The sequence below is a fragment of the Fervidibacillus halotolerans genome (assembly GCF_026547205.1).
Taxonomy (GTDB): domain Bacteria; phylum Bacillota; class Bacilli; order Bacillales; family Caldibacillaceae; genus Fervidibacillus; species Fervidibacillus halotolerans.
Genome location: NZ_CP106877.1, coordinates 1,701,851 through 1,720,886, shown reverse-complemented (window position 1 = coordinate 1,720,886; position 19,036 = coordinate 1,701,851). Strand labels below are relative to the sequence as shown.

Genomic DNA, 19,036 nt, shown 5'->3' with positions numbered 1-19,036 from the left:
TGTGATATAATGTTTAGAAATTTCAATACTCGTAGTGAGGATAGAGGTGCGGACTTCAATAGTACATTCCTGGAGAAGAATGGACTTCTGAGAAGGGGATGGAAAGGGGAGGACCGCCGAAAGAAAAAATAGTCCACTTCTATTTTTTCTTGGTTCTGTCATTGAATAAATGCGGAACTGTCAAGAATGAGTCGTTCTTGGAGAGCTATCTCGCTGTGGATACGCTTTTTGCGGATTTGCAGGCAATGGGATTTCTTTCCTTTTGCCTGTTTTTGTTTATTAAGAGATAAGGGTGATATGTATCTTAAGACAGTACGCCTAATCGATCATGGATATGCCTTTAGCAGTTTTTCAATGGACGCTTTTTCAATCTAATTATGTGAAATGGGGGAATATTTATGGGGATGATCGTACAAAAATTTGGGGGGACATCGGTTGCTACAATGGAAAAAATTCGTCGAGCCACCAGTTGGGTTATTGAGGAAAAACGAAGGGGAAACGATGTCGTCGTAACCGTATCTGCAATGGGAAAGACGACGGATGAACTCATTCATTTAGCCAGTGAATTCAACGTAAGGGAAAATCGTCGAGAAATGGATTTGCTTCTTTCTACCGGAGAGCAAATCACTGTCGCATTATTTACGATGGCTTTGCAAGAGCAAGGGTTTGATGCCATCGGTTTGACCGGATGGCAAGCTGGAATTGTTACTGAACCGGTTCACGGTCGCGCACGCATCGTATCCGTTCAAATCGATCGAATTCAAAAGGAGTTAGCAAGGGATAAAATTGTAATCGTGGCTGGATTTCAAGGGATATCGACCGATGGAGAAATTACCACTTTAGGTCGAGGAGGATCAGATACAACTGCTGTCGCATTGGCCGCGATGTTACAAGCGAATCGTTGCGATATTTTTACAGATGTGACAGGCGTGTTTACTTCAGATCCTCGCTACATTCAAAAAGCACGGCAATTATCGTCCATTTCCTACGATGAAATGTTAGAATTGGCCCATCTTGGAGCGAACGTCCTTCATCCCCGAGCAGTGGAATTTGCAAAAAACTATCAAATTCCCCTCGTCGTTCGCTCGAGTATGGAAAATAAACAAGGAACGATTGTTGAGGAGGTAGTATCGATGGAAAAAGATTTAATCGTTCGGGGTGTCGCCTTCGAAAAGGATATAACGAGAATTAAAGTGTTCGGAGTGCCAAATGAAATCCATTCCTTGTCTGCTATTTTTTCAATATTAGCTGAACATCATATTAACGTGGATATCATTATTCAAAGTGCAACAGAATCGAATCCGAACAGTGTCTCCTTTTCCATAAAGACGGAAGACCTTGAAGCGACCATCCAGTTGTTGGAAAGTAAAAAGAAAGACATTCCATTTGATCATTTGGAGTGGGAATCCGGTTTGGCAAAGGTATCGATCGTCGGTTCCGAGATGATTTCCAATCCTGGAGTAGCGGCGAAAATGTTTTCCTGTCTATCTGCAGAAGGCATTTTTATAAAAATGGTCAGCACGTCTGAAATAAAAATATCCGTGGTACTGGATGAAAAACATATGATTCGAGCATCAGATCTTTTGCATAATGCCTTCCAATTGGAAAAGGTCAGTGAGCTAGCTTATTAATTTCACGTAAAAATAGGGGCTGTCCCAAAGTACAGCCCCTTTCTTCGTAAATGAAATTTGATTGAATTAATTTATGTCGCGGCCCTTCCCGCAGGCACGGGTCAGCATTTCGACTCGCATCGTTCGTGGGGTTTATGGCTCGTGCTGTTCTAGGATAGACCGTTACCTTTCCTTTTCATCAACTTAGGGACTTTTCGGACAGTTCCGTTACGAGAGATATACATTCGAATTTTCATGGGAAAATCCTCTTGACTTTATTCAAGCGGTAGACGATCCCATTTTACGGTAAAGTTCACAATTCCGCTTTGTTTTCTCGGATGTTCATAGCATTCCGCATACACCTTTTTTTGTTGCACAAATTGCTCGGCTAAAAAACCCGCTTCCAATTGGAAAGAAGGGTTTGTGTTTGTTTGTAGACGGTAACTGACGCTCGATCCGGAAAGGGAAAATAGTTTTTCGTCCTTTTTTTCCTCTTTGATTTCCAAAACGCCCCAACCGGCATTTAAAAAGAATTCCTTCACTTCTTCCATTGAAAATAAGGGATATTTCCTAGCTAAACGTTTTCCTGCCCAATATAATATATCCGGTCCATCCTTACCTAGTAAATCTTCTAACAATTCGTCTCGAATGAGTCCATAACCGAAGGCGGGTATGGATACATTCGATATATTTGTAATTTCGGCATCTTCCTTTTTTTTCACAAATTTACCCCCTTTACTATAAATCTATTATAATCAATTTTCCTTGAAATATTTACGATTTTTATCGATAGTAAAAATTATTTTAATATATCATGAAGGATAGGAAAACATAGGGAAAATCAAATAATCGAATTTTAAACAATTGAAATGTTCTTTTAAATATTTTTAGATAATTCCTAAAGGTGTATCCGTTTTCTTGACGCCTATGAAAGAAAGGAGTAAAATGTATATGTCACAGAAATGTTATAGTTTTAAAATTTTTTTGTTTATTATTTTTTAAGAATGAGGGGGTACTTTAAAGTTGGCAGAGAATCACGAGTTTTTTAATCGAAAACTGCACTCGTTGTTAGGTGTCATTCCTGTAGGGGTATTCTTATCACAACATTTATTCGTTAACCATTTTGCAACGAGGGGCGAAGAGGCGTTCAATGCAGCAGCTGGCTTTATGGAACAATTGCCTTTTCGATATTTCTTAGAAATTTTTATTATTTTTCTTCCTCTCGTTTATCATGCTATTTACGGAGTTTATATCGCTTTTACAGCAAAAAATAACCTCCGTATGTATGGAACATTCCGGAACTGGATGTTTGTATTGCAAAGATTCACTGGTATTTTCTTGATTATTTTTATTTCATGGCATGTTTGGGAAACGAGATTAGCGAACTTATTTTACGATGTACCGGTTAATTTCCAAATGATGGAAAATATTTTATCGAATCCATATATGTTGGCCTTTTACATTGTCGGTGTTCTTTCGGCGACATTTCACTTTTCAAACGGACTTTGGTCCTTCTTTGTTAGCTGGGGATTGACAGTTTCACCCCGTTCTCAAAGGGTGTTTACATATTTGTCGCTGTTAGTATTTGTGGGCTTATCTTTCATTGGTGTTAGAGCTTTATTAGCCTTTGTATAAGGAAAAAAATCAGAAAATACGGTTGATTTAAGTATCTGTTAAATTGAAATTACTTTGTCTTCATCAAGGACAATTCCAAAAAAATGATTTAAGGAGTGAGCCACAAATATGAATAAAGGGAAAATTATCGTTGTCGGCGGTGGATTGGCCGGATTAATGGCAACGGTTAAGATAGCAGAAGCGGGTGTACCAGTGGAACTGTTTTCCTTAGTTCCTGTCAAACGTTCTCACTCTGTTTGTGCCCAAGGTGGAATTAATGGGGCAGTGAATACGAAGGGTGAAGGCGATTCCCCGTGGCAACATTTCGATGATACGATTTACGGCGGTGACTTTTTGGCGAACCAGCCTCCTGTTAAGGCGATGGCTGAAGCGGCACCGGGAATCATCCATATGTTCGATCGAATGGGTGTTATGTTTAATCGTACTCCAGAAGGATTATTGGATTTCCGACGTTTTGGAGGAACGTTGTATCACCGTACCGCATATGCGGGAGCGACTACGGGACAACAACTATTATATGCTTTAGATGAACAAGTCCGTCGACATGAAGTGGCGGGCATGGTGAAAAAATATGAAGGATGGGAATTTTTAGGCGTCGTTTTGGATGATGAGGGGATTACTCGAGGAATTGTCGCCCAAGATTTAAAATCGATGGAAATTAAAACTTTCCGTTCCGATGCGGTGATTATGGCGACAGGAGGACCGGGAATTATCTTCGGTAAGTCGACGAACTCCATCATTAATACCGGGTCAGCAGCTTCCATCGTTTACCAACAAGGTGCATATTATGCAAATGGCGAATTTATTCAAATCCATCCGACGGCCATTCCTGGGGATGATAAACTCCGTCTTATGAGTGAATCAGCACGGGGAGAAGGTGGACGGGTTTGGACGTATAAAGATGGAAAACCATGGTACTTCTTAGAAGAAAAATATCCGTTGTACGGAAACTTAGTGCCCCGGGATATTGCAACGCGGGAAATTTTCCATGTATGCGTCGACTTAAAATTAGGAATTAACGGAGAAAATATGGTCTATTTAGACTTGTCCCATAAAGATCCGAAAGAATTGGACGTCAAACTCGGTGGAATTATTGAAATTTATGAAAAGTTCATGGGTGAAGATCCGAGAAAAGTGCCAATGAAAATCTTCCCAGCTGTTCATTATTCCATGGGTGGCCTTTGGGTTGACTATGATCAAATGACGAACATTCCTGGTCTATTTGCAGCCGGTGAAGTGGATTACTCTCAACACGGTGCTAACCGTCTAGGAGCGAACTCGTTACTGTCCGCTGTCTACGGTGGTATGGTCGCAGGGCCAAAAGCAGTTGAATACATTAACGGATTGGAAAAAAGTTCTGATGCAATGCCTTCTTCTTTGTATGATTCCTATTTGAAAAAAGAAGAGGAAAAGTGGGCCCAAATTTTGGCAATGGATGGAACTGAAAATGCATATCTCCTTCATAAAGAACTCGGACAATGGATGACGGATAATGTAACAGTCGTTCGCTACAATGATCGGTTATTAAAAACGGATGAAAAGATTCAAGAGTTAATGGAACGCTATAAAAATATTAATATTAACGACACTTCCCGTTGGAGCAACCAAGGTGCAATGTTCACGAGACAACTGGCAAATATGTTCCAATTAGCTCGGGTTATTACATTAGGTGCTTACAATCGAAATGAATCTCGTGGAGCCCATTATAAACCGGAATTCCCAGAACGAAACGACGAAGAATGGTTAAAAACAACGATGGCAAAATTCGTCGGAGCACAAGAGCCACCAAAAATCCATTATGAAGACGTGGATATTTCCTTAATTAAACCGAGAAAACGGGATTATACGAAAAAACACTGAAAGGGGAGAAAAGGGAGATCATGGAAGAACAAGCAAAAACAGTAACTTTAATCATCACTAGGCAAGATGGTCCGGATTCCGAACCGTACAAGGAAACCTTTAAAATACCTTATCGTCCGAATATGAATGTTATTTCTGCATTGATGGAAATTCAAAGAAATCCGGTTACAGCCGACGGGAAAAAAACAACTCCTGTCGTTTGGGAAATGAACTGTTTGGAAGAAGTTTGTGGAGCCTGTTCAATGGTTATCAACGGGAAACCGAGACAGGCATGTACGGCGATTATCGACAAGCTCGATCACCCGATCACCCTTGAACCGATGCGAACTTTTCCTATTGTTCGCGATTTGATCGTAGATCGGAGTCGGATGTTTGACTCATTGAAAAAGGTGAAAGCATGGATTCCGATTGATGGAACACATAACCTCGGACCTGGTCCGCGTATGCCGGAGTCGAAACGTCAATGGGCATATGAATTGTCCAAATGTATGACATGTGGTGTATGTTTGGAAGCTTGTCCGAATGTGAATTCCAAATCGAACTTTATCGGTCCTGCACCTTTATCCCAAGTCCGGTTATTTAATACCCATCCGACAGGTGCGATGCACAAATCCGAACGATTAAATGCCATTATGGGTGAAGGTGGTATCACCAATTGCGGAAATTCACAAAACTGCGTTCAAGCTTGTCCGAAGGGAATTCCTTTAACGACATCGATCGCAGCTTTGAACAGAGAAGTAACCGTTCAAATGTTCCGCAATTTCTTCGGAAGTGATTATTCATAATAAGACAATTGAATGGCAGAGGTTATGAAGCTGGTCCAAAGGTTCGTATTTTGGACCGGCTCACTTTTCAAAGAAAAACGAATGAATAGTCATTCATAAACAGGAGGGCTTCGATGAAAAAAATAGCTTACATTTCCGATTTTAAAAAATGGGAAAAGGAATTTGAATTTTCATGCCCGATTCAAGTCCGATTTAATGAAACGGATATGTATGGCCATGTTAACAACACCGTCCCCTTTACCTATTTTGAATATGCACGAATTGAATACTTAAAATATCTTGGTTTCATGGAATATTGGAACGATCCGGATAATGAGACGATTCCAGTGGTTGCCGATCTACAGTGCGATTTTTTGGCACAAATGTATTTCGATGATCGAATTCATGTTTATGTAAAAGTAAACGAAATCGGACGATCATCCGTGGATCTTCATTATATGGGGAAAAAAGGGGACGGAACCCTTTGTTTTACCGGTCGGGGAAGAATCGTACAAGTGAACAGGCAAACCGGCAGGCCCGAACCGTGGAAACAAGGTATGAAAGATATGTTATTAAAACAGTTTGAATCAGAAGGAGAACCAACTTTCAAATCGTAAACGGATCATCGATTCTGTTTAAATGTTAAGGAAAGAAAAGGTGAATATATGCGATAAAATGAAAAGATATTATGTACCAATTTATGGTAAACAATTCAGCCACATCGTTCTCCCCTTAATCATCTTATTTTTAGCTTTGTTATTCCACCATTGAAACGATGATCATTCATATTTGTCCAAACGACTGAAAGGAACTCCTCCCACCTTTATATTAGGTCGAATGTCACCCTTTGAAAGGGTTTTTTCTTTTCAGGCAAGGCATCATCCCGTTTTTTGCCTATTTCTTTTGAATGGTGAACATAGCAGTCACTCTCCCCTTCATATTCACATATGATATGGTGACGATTCATACCCATCCCCGCGTTTTCTAGCTGGCGAAGGCAAGGAGGGTTCGCGTATTTGAAAGAGAATGAATTCAATTATAAGCCGTTATTGACGAAAAGAGAAAGGGAAGTATTCGAACTGCTCGTCCAAGATAAAACGACGAAGGAAATCGCTCAGGAATTATTTATTAGCGAAAAAACAGTTCGAAACCATATTTCAAATGCCATGCAAAAGCTTGGAGTAAAGGGGCGTTCACAGGCTGTCGTCGAACTTCTCCGCATGGGGGAGTTAAAGCTTTAAAAAAACCGGCTTACCTCTTTTGGGGGAGCCGGTTTTTCTATCCAAATGAATTGAATCGTAAACAGTCCAGAAAAATATAATCCTTGAAATTTTTAAAAAAACAGTAGAAAATAAATTATAGACATTTTTTGATGTAATCCGTTTTCTGTTGAACGATTTATTTTTCTAATATAGGAGGCTTTTTGGTGGATATCGAAAAGGAAAAAAACAAAGAAATGGAAATCGTGGCGGAAATTGAAAGGGATCTACGATATATTGCAGGAATCATTAAACAAAAAGGGCGGGAGATATTAAGTAATTATACGATAACCCCACCCCAATTTGTCGCTCTCCAATGGTTGTTTGAAGAAGGAGATATGACAATCGGCGAGCTCTCTCAAAAAATGTATTTAGCGTTCAGTACGACGACGGACTTGATCGACCGAATGGAAAAAAATCAATTGGTGAAACGGGTAAAAGGGGAAAAGGATCGCCGGGTTGTTCGGGTACATTTATTAGAAGAAGGGGTACGAGTGATTGACGAAGTTATAAAAAAAAGACAGGTGTACTTACAGGAAATATTAGAGAATTTTTCCGCTGAAGAAATCGTCGTTTTACAGAAAAATTTAAAGAAATTACACGAAAATATGAAAGGTTGAAGAGATCTTTGAAACAAAATCCAATTGGTATCATCGATTCAGGCGTCGGCGGTTTGACAGTAGTTAAAGAAATTATCCGACAATTACCAAATGAATCGATCGTTTATATCGGTGATACGGCCCGCTGTCCGTATGGTTCGAGACCGAAGGAAGAAATAATGAAATTTACGATAGAAATGACAAAATATTTAGAACGGTTTCAAATAAAAATGTTAATTATTGCTTGTAACACGGCCACTGCCGTAGCCCTTCAACATCTTCGCAAAAAACTCTCTATACCCGTTTTAGGTGTCGTCCATCCGGGAGCGAGAGCAGCGATTAAAGGGACGAGTAAAAATCGAATCGGTGTCATCGGAACAGAAGTGACGATTGGGAGTAAAGCGTATGAAACCGCCTTGCAATCGATTCAAAAACGTACAATCGTTTACGGGCTCGCTTGTCCGGAGTTCGTCCCTCTAGTGGAAAGTGGACAATGGTCTGGACCGATTGCAGAAAAAACCGTCGAAAATTCGTTGGCACCATTAAAAAAGAAGGATATTGATACATTAATTTTAGGTTGTACCCATTATCCGCTATTAGAACCGTTAATCCGTGATTATTTAGGGGATGATGTACAAATTATTAGCTCTGGAGAGGAGACGGCTCGAGAAGCAAGCGTTATTCTAGATCATACGAAATCGTTAAATGATACAAATATAAAGCCCAAATATCGTTTTTTTACAACCGGTTGTGTATCAAGTTTTAAAGAAATAGCGAGAAGTTGGTTATGTTTAGAGAATATCGACGTTCAATCGATTAACTTATCAAATGTTCAAGTAAATCGAGAGGTTTCTTCAAAATAATAGTGTATGGATTTAACATTGAGTTAAGGATAATTAATATTTACGGGTATCGGTCATAAAAGGTTGTTATGTGACATATTGAAAATGGTGGATCAACCATTTGTACATACGATATGCTTACTTTTTTGTTCCTCTAGTTGTCCAATTTTTTTTCTTCGTACGGTCTATTTTCCCCGTAGGCTCGTATACATATAGTAGTACAGACTGACGGGGAGGGAGTAACGGTGAGGAAGTGGACGTGGATTTTATTTGTCTTCCTTTTGTTCCCGCTTATTTTAAGTGGTTGCTTTGGATTAAGTGGCAAGGAAGAGATAGATCCGCCTGAGACGGTGAACTATGAGGAAGAAATTGGTTTAGAAGAAAATGAGGGTCAATTGGAGGAAAATGAAAGTGAACAATCAACTTCCGTACAAACTGAGCTCTATTTAATCGATAAAAACGGTTATGTTGTTCCGAAAACCTTTTCACTGCCGATCACGGAAAGTGTGGCAAAGCAAGCGTTGGAATATTTAGTGGAAGGTGGACCAATTACCAATTTATTACCGGATGATTTTCGGGCCGTTTTACCTGCGGGCACAGAAATGTCCATCGACATAAAAGATGGAATCGCTACAATCGATTTTTCCAAGGAATTTAAAGAGTATGCACCAGAGGATGAACTGAGAATTCTCCAATCGGTGACATGGACGATGACGCAGTTTGAAACGGTCGATGCAGTAAAGCTTCAAATCAATGGTACGGAGATAACAGAAATGCCTGTAAATAAAACACCGATTCAACCATTACTATCTAGGAAGAGTGGAATCAATTTTCAAAATGAACCGGTAGTGGATGTGACGAATACGTATCCGATAACGGTTTATTACGTCGCCCAGACGGATGAAAATTATTATTATGTTCCCGTTACGAAAAGGATTAGCAATAAAAGGGAAGATAAGGCAAGGGCGATTATCGAAGAATTGATTAAAGGACCGGATATGAAATCGGAACTATTTACCTTATTAATGCCGGATGTGCAATTGCTGGAAGATCCAATAATGAATGACGGCGTTGTGACAGTGAATTTTAACGAAAATATTTTAGGAAGTTACGATAAAAAATTAATTACAAGCCCCGTTTTGGATACGATCGTTTTATCCTTAACAGAAGAAGAAGGGATCGAAAGTGTGTCCGTCCAAGTAAAGGGAGAGACGAATCTTGTCACTCAGGAGGGAGAACCACTGACATTACCGGTTTCTCGTCCGAAAATTGTAAACGCCAGTAGTTTTTAACGATGAAAATTTGATATACTAATACTGTTGGAAGAGGGGTGGGCAGTAAGCCGCCTCTTATTCATTTTTTATATTTTTACTGGGGACAAGTGATAAAGGAGTGTTACTTTTGGCACGAATTGATGGAAGAAAGGAAAATGAATTAAGACCGGTTCACATTATTACAGACTATTTAAAGCATCCTGAAGGCTCAGTGTTTATTGAACAAGGGGATACGAAAATCATTTGTACCGCATCGATTGATGACAAGGTTCCCCCTTTTATGCGGAATTCGGGAAAAGGATGGATTACAGCTGAATATGCCATGTTGCCCCGTGCCACTGAGCAACGAAATATACGGGAATCTTCCAAAGGGAAAATTTCCGGAAGAACGATGGAAATTCAACGATTGATCGGTCGGTCATTACGGGCGGTTGTAGATTTAAATTCCATCGGTGAGAAAACGATTTGGATCGACTGCGATGTGATTCAAGCGGATGGAGGAACGAGAACCGCCTCGATTACTGCCGCATATGTCGCCCTTGCATTGGCGCTGAATAAACATTACGAAGAACATAAGTTGGAAAAATTTCCTCTTACCGACTTTTTAGCAGCAACGAGTGTAGGCATTATGGAAGAACACGGAACGATTCTCGATTTAAATTATTCTGAGGATTCTCAAGCGAATGTGGATATGAATGTCGTCATGACTGCTTCTGAACGATTTGTGGAAATTCAAGGAACAGGTGAACAATCGACCTTTACCCATGAACAGTTATTGGAATTGTTGGAACTCGCGAAAAGTGGCATCCAACAATTAATTCAAATTCAAAGGGATGCACTCGGACCAATTGCGGAAAAAATCGGTCAACATTTGACCTGATTTTTCTGATCATCGAAATATACGGTTAAAATTTGCCAAATCGATAAGCTAAGATGGTGACGATCGGGGGAATAAAAATGAAAGAAATCATCATTGCAACGAAAAACCCAGGAAAAGCGAAGGAGTTTAAGAAAATTTTTGATCCATATGGCATTCAAGTGAAAACGTTGCTTGATTTTCCGAATGCACCGGATATTGAGGAAACGGGAAAAACCTTTAGAGAAAATGCGATTTTAAAAGCAGAAGGGATTGCAAAATTGTTGCAAAGACCCGTGATCGCCGATGATTCCGGATTGACCATTGATGCCCTAGATGGAAGACCAGGAGTTTATTCTGCCCGTTATGCAGGAGAAAATAAAAATGATAACGACAATATTGAAAAGGTTTTACATGAAATGAAAGATGTCCCCTTTGAAGATCGCACAGCCCAGTTTCGATGTACCATTGCAGTGACCATTCCGGAAGAACAAACATTTACCGTAGAAGGCGTTTGCAATGGTATCATTTTAACTGCAAAGAGAGGGACGAATGGGTTCGGTTATGATCCAATTTTTTACTATCCAGACAAAGGAAAAACCTTTGCCGAATTAGATCCCGAAGAAAAAAATACAATCAGCCATCGGGGGCGAGCCATCCAAAAATTGAAGAGATGGTTTACAGAGGAATTGGTTAGGGATGGTGGAAATGGATGAAAATATTGATCACAAGCGATAGTCACGGATTAGTCCATGAATTGGATGAGTTAATCAAAACCCATCAAGATGTTGAATTCTATATTCATTGCGGAGATTCAGAACTTCCATCGGATCATCCATCAATCAGTGAATTTATAACGGTAAAAGGAAACTGTGACTTTGGAAGTGATTATCCAAATGAACGACTCATTGAGACGAAAATGGGGAAAATTTTCGTGACTCACGGACATTTGTACGATGTAAAGTACGGGCTGAACAAATTGAAGTATAAAGCGATGGAAATGGGAGCAAATATCGTCTGTTTCGGCCATTCCCACATCGTAGGTATGGAAGAGGAAAGTAGTATTTTATTTTTGAATCCGGGTAGCCTCCGACTACCGAGAATGCGGAAAGAAAGAACGTACTTGATTTTAGAATGGACGGACCTGGAAAAAATCGTTCATACGTATGAATATGGAAAAGGAAAACTATTTCAAAAACATTTTCCAAATAAATAATTTCTTTTTAAAAATAAGGATGAGGGATCAATTATCTTTTAGAAAGGATCCTTTCATCGGGTGTTCAAAGGGAGGTCTTTGAACACCAACCATTCTTTCGGGAATTGAAAAAAACATATTGACAATATTAGGGAAAAGGAATATAATTAATCTTGTCTTTGATGAAAGTCATCTATGTCCCAGTAGCTCAGCTGGATAGAGCAACGGCCTTCTAAGCCGTCGGTCGGGAGTTCGAATCTCTCCTGGGACGTCTTTATTATTTGAAAAGTTCGTTAATACTTGTATGAAACATGGATACGGCTGCATTTGCAGTCGTTTTTTTAGGCTCTATAATAAGTGTTGGGGATTTCATACAATTTTGGTCAAAAAAACATTAAATTGGTTTGAACGGATGACGTACATTTAGGATCTATGCCGTCGTTATACGTGTACTTGCTGGAAAGGCTTTCCGGAAATGAATCCGTTTGATTCGTTATAAAGGAATGGATCATGCTTTTATCGATAAATATGGATTATATCCACAGGCGGAAGATTGTATTCGTGAAATTGCTCAAAGGGTTCGAGAATTAAATCAATCATTGTAAAATGAAATAGATTTACAATCGTTAATGTTTAAATAATCATGTATAGATGTGGAAACCATTCAAGAAAATAAAGAATATTCAGCCTAATCGGTCGTAATCGAGATTATCGTTGAATGCAAAAAGTGGGTATTCATCCTCAAAATCGTGAAACAACAAGCAATTGTAAGCTACTTTCAGAAAAGAATTGAAAAGAGGAAAGCAAGTGGAAAAATAACGGGTAGTTCTCCACTTGCTTCATTTTTTCACTTTCCCCAAAAATCCTTTTCTAAAATGAAGGCTCCTTTCTTTGGGATGAACGATGTAGAATCCTCTCCTTAAAACTTATTGCAAAAATTAGACCAAATATGTTAAAATTAAATGTGTCTTTAAAAGGAACTCGATTCGTACATGTCCCAGTAGCTCAGCTGGATAGAGCGACAGCCTCCTAAGCTGTAGGTCATGAGTTCGAATCTCGTCTGGGACGCTATGATTAAATTGCTTACCTTTTTTTGGTAAGCTTTTTTTTGCATTTTCCACATTTGTTATGCACGTTGAACAGAATAATATTTGGTTTTTTATAGAAAAAATGATACACTTTTAAAAAATCCATAGTAAGTGTGGGGTTCAAATGACAAAGGATAAACATATCCCGAATAATATAATACCTTTTCCAAATTTGGAAGAGCGGCTTTTAGAAAAGGGAATAGCTTTGATGGAAAACGGGGATCCCCAACAAGCCCTTTCACTTTTGCTTCAGGCGCAAAAACTGAACGAAGAAAATCCGAAAACGATGTCCTTGTTGGCTGCAGCTTATAGTCAAATGGGAAACTTTCAACGGGCAAAGGAAGTTGTGGAACAATTATTAAGAAACGGTTCCAGCGATTATTTTTCTACGATGGAAATGTATATATCCATCCTCTTTCAGTTAAACGAATATGAAAAAATATGCCAAATCATCCAGATATTATTGGATGAAAATCATATTCCATTTGAGAAAATCGATCAGTATGAAAAATTGTACATCCTTTGCAAAAGAATGGAAAAGAATCAACCGGTTATCCAACAGAAACCGGTTCCGTTAAATTTATTCAGTGGTAAATTTTCCGAAACAATTGAACGGATTTCCAACATTAAGGAAGAACATCTTTCCTTTTATATGGATGAAATTGAATCCTTTTTAAAGGGGAAGGATCGGAATCCCTTTATAAAAACGGTTCTTTTAACTCAACTGACTACATATCGTACGAATCACAACTTCCTTGTACACAAATATGGAAAGGAAGTCATTGTAAACCCTGCCTACTATTATACAGTTGGGGAAGTCCCCTTTATCATTTCCGTCAAAAAAGAGATTGAAAAGCAATTTTCCCATCAAAACCCAGTGTTTATGGACTATTGTTTAACGCTAGCTGATCGGTTCTTTTTTAATGTTTATCCGTTAGAACAACAATTTTCAAATCCTACCCTTTGGTCGGAAGCTATCGCATCCGTTGTAAATCACTATTTAGGGGGGGAGAGTCAAGAGCCTATTCAAATGGAAAACTCTGAATTAGCACATGCAATCCGATTTGTTTTGGAAGTTGAAGACACATTTCACCTTGAGATATAAATGCTTTTGTATGGATTTGCATGTAATTGTATTGAAACAATGAAATCCTATGTTATAATGATATGGTTGAAATATATGTTCTTACATTTTTTTGCCTGAAATGAGCCCAAAATCCTATTTGGGAACCTTTTAAAGGGCGGGTAATACATTCATTATAAGAACAAAGATTTATGATCAATAGATGTTGGAGGGAAACGGAATGTCTGCAAAATGGGAAAAATTAGAAGACAACCGGGTAAAATTAACGGTTGAAGTGGATGCGGAAACATTTAACAAAGCTTTGGATCAAGCATTTAAAAAAGTGGTAAAAAAGGTATCCGTGCCAGGATTCCGTAAAGGAAGGGTACCACGTCCAATTTTTGAACAACGTTTTGGTGTTGAATCCCTTTATCAAGATGCATTGGATATCATTTTACCAGATGCGTATGAGAAGGCTGTTGAAGAAACGAAAATCGAGCCTGTAAGTCAACCTGAAGTGGATATCGACCAAATCGAAAAGGGAAAAGATTTAATTTTTACTGCTGTAGTAACCGTAAAACCGGAAGTGAAATTAGGCGAGTACAAAGGAATTGAAGTGGAAAAATTCGATACGGAAGTAACCGATGAAGAAGTGGAAGAAGAAATTCGTTCCTTACAAAAGAAACATGCGGAATTAGTGGTAAAAGAAGATGAAGCTGCTGAAAATGGAGACACGGTCGTCATCGATTTCGAAGGCTTTGTCGACGGTGAACCCTTTGAGGGAGGAAAGGCAGAAAATCACTCCTTAGAACTTGGCTCCGGATCCTTTATCCCTGGATTTGAAGAACAATTAGTCGGCGTGAAAGCTGGGGATGAAAAGGATGTAAAGGTTACGTTCCCAGAAGAATATCATGCCGAAGAATTAGCAGGAAAAGATGCATTATTTAAAGTAAAAGTGCATGAAGTAAAAACGATGCAACTTCCGGAATTGGATGATGATTTTGCTGTCGATGTGGACGATGAAGTGGAAACATTGGATGCATTGAAAGAAAAAATTAAAAAACGGTTAATCGACCAAAAAGAACATGATGCAAAGCATAAACGGGAAAATGCGGTTTTAGAAAAAGCATCTGAAAATGCTGAAATTGATATTCCAGAAGTGATGATCGACAATGAAGTGGATCGAATGGTTCGTGAATATGAACAACAATTGCAACAACAAGGATTAAATCTTGAACTTTACACCCAACTTACCGGGCAAAGTGTCGATGACTTGAAAGAAAATATGCGTAAAGATGCGGAAAAACGCGTTCGCGTCACCTTGACATTGGAAGCAATTGTAAAGGCAGAAAATATTGAAGTAACGGATGAAGAAGTGGAAGAAGAACTACAAAAAATGTCCGAAATGTATAAATTACCTGTTGATCAGTTAAAACAAATTTTAGGTTCTTTAGATCAATTAAAAGATGAAATCAAAATGAACAAGGCGGTTCAATTACTTGTTGATACGAGCAAAACAGTTGCTTAATTTTTACGAATAAAAAATGGAAACAGACGATGTGTCCGAATAAAAACAAGGCGCGATTCCTTTCGTGCCTTGTTTTATCAAATATGTTCATTGAGCATATAATAATAGTCGATACATACGAATGATTTACAAAATAAATGTTTTTCCATATCTACCCATATAAGATGATTCAATCATTTTATTTTCATTTTTATCAAGGAATATGCTACAATTCCATTACATAATATATGTGTCGCATCGTTTGTTTTACGACCCTTGTGTTATCGTATGAAAATTACATTTTTAAGGGGTGACGATTTTGTTTAAATTTAATGAAGAAAAGGGACAATTGAAATGTTCCTTTTGCGGGAAATCCCAAGAGCAAGTACGGAAACTCGTAGCCGGTCCGGGCGTTTATATATGTGATGAATGCATTGAACTTTGTAACGAGATTATCGAAGAGGAGTTAGGAACGGAAGAGGAAGTTGAATTTAAGGATGTTCCGAAACCGAAAGAAATTCAAGAAATATTGGATGAATATGTAATCGGCCAAAACAATGCGAAAAAAGCGTTGGCTGTGGCCGTCTACAACCATTACAAACGGATCAATTCAAAAAATAAAATCGATGATGTTGAGTTGGCCAAGAGTAATATTTGTTTAATTGGACCGACAGGGAGCGGGAAAACCTTACTTGCTCAAACCTTGGCCCGAATTTTAAACGTTCCCTTCGCCATAGCCGATGCCACCTCTTTGACGGAAGCTGGATATGTTGGGGAAGATGTGGAAAATATTTTACTAAAATTGATTCAAGCTGCCGACTATGATGTGGAACGAGCTGAAAAAGGGATTATTTATATCGATGAAATTGATAAAATTGCACGTAAATCGGAAAATCCATCCATAACTCGTGATGTATCCGGTGAAGGTGTTCAACAGGCACTGTTGAAAATATTGGAAGGGACAGTGGCCAGTGTTCCGCCACAAGGAGGACGAAAACATCCTCATCAAGAATTTATCCAAATTGATACGACGAATATTTTATTTATTGTTGGTGGAGCATTCGACGGATTGGAAACGATTATTAAGCGCCGTTTAGGTCGGAAAGTGATCGGTTTCGGTTCGGAATATACGAAGGAAGCGGATGAAAAGGATCTTTTATCGAAAGTCCTTCCGGAAGACTTGTTGCAATTCGGTTTGATCCCAGAATTTATCGGTCGCCTTCCTGTCATAACAACTTTGGAAAAATTAGACGAAGAAGCGATGATGCAAATATTAACGAAACCGAAAAATGCCCTTGTAAAACAATTTGAAAAATTGTTGGAATTGGATGAAGTCCAACTAGAGTTTAAAGAAGAGGCACTGAGGGAAATTGCCCGAAAAGCGATTGAAAGAAAAACAGGTGCTCGAGGATTGCGATCGATCGTGGAAGATATTATGCTCGATGTCATGTTCGAATTGCCGTCGAGGGAAGATATTTCAAAATGTATTATTACGAAAGAATGTGTTGCGGAAAATATGCAACCGATCCTCGTACTGAAAGATGGAACGATTATCGACCAGAAAAAAAAGAATTCCGCATAACGATGTAATTATTAAGACGAAAATCGAATGATTTTACGTAATTAGATGCTTAAAAAGGAGCAGTCATATTTGATTGCTTCTTTTTTTATCCCCGTACACGATCATCCCCTCCTTTTAAAAAGGAACCGTTTATTCCCGTCGAAATAGGGAGATAATAAAACGGTACAGAACACAGAAAATGGAGGGGATGATGATGAATTTAACAGGGATCGTGTTAATCATACAACTACTTTTCGGGACGATTATCGGTTTGTATTTCTGGAATTTATTAAAAAATCAACGTTCCCAACGAATTTCCATCGATCGGGAATCACGAAAGGAAATTGAAAATTTACAAAAAATGCGCTCGATTCAATTGACGGAACCCTTGGCAGAAAGGGTGAGACCGATGAGTTTTTCCGATATTATCGGTCAAGAAGATGGTATAAAAGCATTGCGCGCAGGACTTTGTGGACCAAATCCTCAGCACGTAATTATTTATGGTCCTCCCGGCGTTGGAAAAACGGCTGCGGCACGTCTCGTTTTGGAAGAGGCAAAAAAAATGGACCAATCCCCTTTCAAAGAAGATGCCAAATTTGTAGAAATCGATGCTACGACCGCCCGTTTCGATGAACGGGGGATTGCAGACCCGCTAATCGGCTCTGTCCACGATCCGATTTATCAAGGAGCAGGTGCGATGGGGCAAGCGGGTATACCCCAACCGAAACAAGGGGCTGTAACGAATGCCCATGGGGGTGTTTTGTTTATCGATGAAATCGGTGAATTACATCCGATTCAAATGAATAAATTGTTAAAAGTATTGGAAGATCGAAAAGTCATTTTAGAAAGCGCCTATTATAGTGAAGAAAATACGCAAATTCCAAATTTTATTCACGATATTTTTCAAAACGGATTGCCTGCGGATTTTCGTCTCATCGGGGCGACGACGAGACAACCGGAAGAAATCCCTCCTGCTATTCGTTCCCGTTGTATGGAAGTGTTTTTCCGAGAGCTGGATGAAGATGAAATTCGTCAAGTTGCTAAAAGAGCTACGGAAAAAGTGAAATTACAAATTAGCGATCAAGGACTCGATAAACTATCCATGTATGCGAAAAATGGAAGGGAAGCAGTCAATATTATCCAAATTGCAGCAGGTATTGCTATAACAGAAAATCGAAAGGTTATCAAGGATGAAGATATCGAATGGATTATTCATACGAGCCAACTAACCCCTCGTATAAAACAGAAAATTGCAGAAAAACCGACGATCGGTCTCGTTAATGGACTGGCTGTCTTCGGTCCAAATAACGGGACGTTATTGGAAATAGAAGTGACTGCCATTCCTGCTGAAGAAAAAGGATCTATTAATATAACGGGGATCGTTGAAGAAGAAAGCATTGGGGATCGAAGTAAATCCATTCGAAGAAAAAGCATGGCAAAAGGTTCAATCGAAAATGTGATTACCATTTTACGATCCTTTGGGGTACCGGCGGATGAATATGATATCCATGTCAATTTTCCAGGTGGCATTCCCATCGACGGACCTTCTGCGGGCATTGCCATTGCGACGGGAATTTATTCGGCAATTTATAAATTACCGGTTCGAAATTCGGTTGCCATGACAGGTGAGATTAGTATCCACGGAAAGGTAAAACCGGTCGGTGGTATTTATGCGAAAATAAAGGCGGCAAAAAAAGCAGGTGCAAAGGCGGTTCTCATCCCAAAGGATAATTTAGAAACGATGATTCAACAAATGGAACATATCGAGATTATACCGGTTTCGCATATTAAAGAAGTCTTTGATAGATCCTTGATAAAAAATGAAAAAAAGGATCAGTCATCTACCTTTACTTATCCATACCAACAAAAGGAGAGTTTATAAATCCTTCGTTTAATCGGTATATTACTTGGGTTTTTGACCAT

17 protein-coding genes, 2 tRNA genes and 1 riboswitch are annotated in these 19,036 nt (G+C 39.0%); of the genes, 18 read left to right on the top strand and 1 reads right to left on the bottom strand.

Annotated elements, in window-relative coordinates; genetic code table 11:
- Positions 1-33 precede the first annotated feature (33 nt).
- Positions 34-216, top strand: a riboswitch (Lysine riboswitch).
- A gap of 182 nt (positions 217-398) precedes the next feature.
- Positions 399-1,631: an aspartate kinase gene (locus OE105_RS08280; RefSeq protein ID WP_275419729.1), complete on the top strand. Its 1,233-nt coding sequence runs from the start codon at positions 399-401 to the stop codon at positions 1,629-1,631.
- Positions 1,632-1,885: 254 nt separating this feature from the next.
- Here the strand turns inward: OE105_RS08280 and OE105_RS08275 are convergent, their stop codons facing one another.
- Positions 1,886-2,332 (bottom strand): YslB family protein, encoded by a 447-nt coding sequence (locus tag OE105_RS08275; protein WP_275419728.1) that lies wholly within the window; start codon positions 2,330-2,332, stop codon positions 1,886-1,888.
- Between the two features lie 301 nt (positions 2,333-2,633).
- Here OE105_RS08275 and OE105_RS08270 point away from each other — a divergent pair, with 301 nt between their 5' ends.
- From OE105_RS08270 to lonB, 17 genes are all read left to right on the top strand, one after another.
- Positions 2,634-3,245 carry a succinate dehydrogenase cytochrome b558 subunit gene (locus tag OE105_RS08270; RefSeq protein ID WP_275419727.1) on the top strand — a complete coding sequence of 204 codons (612 nt, stop codon included), beginning with the start codon at positions 2,634-2,636 and terminating at the stop codon, positions 3,243-3,245.
- A 108-nt stretch (positions 3,246-3,353) separates the two neighbouring features.
- A complete protein-coding gene (gene sdhA / locus OE105_RS08265) occupies positions 3,354-5,105 on the top strand; it encodes a succinate dehydrogenase flavoprotein subunit (protein WP_275419726.1) in 1,752 nt (583 codons plus the stop codon).
- A 20-nt stretch (positions 5,106-5,125) separates the two neighbouring features.
- On the top strand, positions 5,126-5,890 hold the full coding sequence (gene sdhB, locus OE105_RS08260) for a succinate dehydrogenase iron-sulfur subunit (RefSeq protein ID WP_275419725.1): 765 nt from the start codon (positions 5,126-5,128) through the stop codon (positions 5,888-5,890).
- Positions 5,891-6,003: 113 nt separating this feature from the next.
- On the top strand, positions 6,004-6,486 hold the full coding sequence (locus OE105_RS08255) for an acyl-CoA thioesterase (RefSeq protein WP_275419724.1): 483 nt from the start codon (positions 6,004-6,006) through the stop codon (positions 6,484-6,486).
- Between the two features lie 399 nt (positions 6,487-6,885).
- Positions 6,886-7,110 (top strand): helix-turn-helix domain-containing protein, encoded by a 225-nt coding sequence (locus tag OE105_RS08250; protein ID WP_275419723.1) that lies wholly within the window; start codon positions 6,886-6,888, stop codon positions 7,108-7,110.
- A gap of 215 nt (positions 7,111-7,325) precedes the next feature.
- Entirely contained in the window at positions 7,326-7,748 is a 423-nt protein-coding gene (locus OE105_RS08245; RefSeq protein WP_275422141.1) for a MarR family winged helix-turn-helix transcriptional regulator, read from the top strand.
- Between the two features lie 8 nt (positions 7,749-7,756).
- The gene (racE, locus tag OE105_RS08240) at positions 7,757-8,590 is read left to right on the top strand and encodes a glutamate racemase (protein WP_275419722.1); all 834 of its coding nucleotides are present in this window, start codon (positions 7,757-7,759) and stop codon (positions 8,588-8,590) included.
- A 224-nt stretch (positions 8,591-8,814) separates the two neighbouring features.
- A complete protein-coding gene (locus OE105_RS08235) occupies positions 8,815-9,861 on the top strand; it encodes a GerMN domain-containing protein (protein WP_275419721.1) in 1,047 nt (348 codons plus the stop codon).
- A 109-nt stretch (positions 9,862-9,970) separates the two neighbouring features.
- Positions 9,971-10,723, top strand: coding sequence for a ribonuclease PH (rph, locus tag OE105_RS08230; RefSeq protein ID WP_275419720.1), 753 nt, complete (start codon positions 9,971-9,973; stop codon positions 10,721-10,723).
- A 77-nt stretch (positions 10,724-10,800) separates the two neighbouring features.
- Positions 10,801-11,415, top strand: a complete 615-nt coding sequence (locus OE105_RS08225) for an XTP/dITP diphosphatase (protein WP_275419719.1) — start codon at positions 10,801-10,803, stop codon at positions 11,413-11,415.
- Entirely contained in the window at positions 11,412-11,915 is a 504-nt protein-coding gene (locus OE105_RS08220) for a metallophosphoesterase family protein (RefSeq protein WP_275419718.1), read from the top strand. The genes OE105_RS08225 and OE105_RS08220 overlap by 4 nt, the downstream gene beginning before the upstream one ends.
- Positions 11,916-12,091: 176 nt before the next feature.
- Positions 12,092-12,165 (top strand) — tRNA-Arg (locus OE105_RS08215).
- Between the two features lie 723 nt (positions 12,166-12,888).
- Positions 12,889-12,962, top strand: a tRNA-Arg gene (locus OE105_RS08205).
- A 144-nt stretch (positions 12,963-13,106) separates the two neighbouring features.
- Positions 13,107-14,087, top strand: a complete 981-nt coding sequence (locus tag OE105_RS08200; RefSeq protein WP_275419717.1) for a tetratricopeptide repeat protein — start codon at positions 13,107-13,109, stop codon at positions 14,085-14,087.
- 199 nt (positions 14,088-14,286) lie between these two features.
- Positions 14,287-15,573, top strand: coding sequence for a trigger factor (tig, locus tag OE105_RS08195; RefSeq protein ID WP_275419716.1), 1,287 nt, complete (start codon positions 14,287-14,289; stop codon positions 15,571-15,573).
- 298 nt (positions 15,574-15,871) lie between these two features.
- On the top strand, positions 15,872-17,134 hold the full coding sequence (gene clpX / locus OE105_RS08190; RefSeq protein ID WP_275419715.1) for an ATP-dependent protease ATP-binding subunit ClpX: 1,263 nt from the start codon (positions 15,872-15,874) through the stop codon (positions 17,132-17,134).
- A gap of 193 nt (positions 17,135-17,327) precedes the next feature.
- Positions 17,328-18,995: an ATP-dependent protease LonB gene (gene lonB, locus OE105_RS08185; protein WP_275419714.1), complete on the top strand. Its 1,668-nt coding sequence runs from the start codon at positions 17,328-17,330 to the stop codon at positions 18,993-18,995.
- Positions 18,996-19,036: the final 41 nt, after the last annotated feature.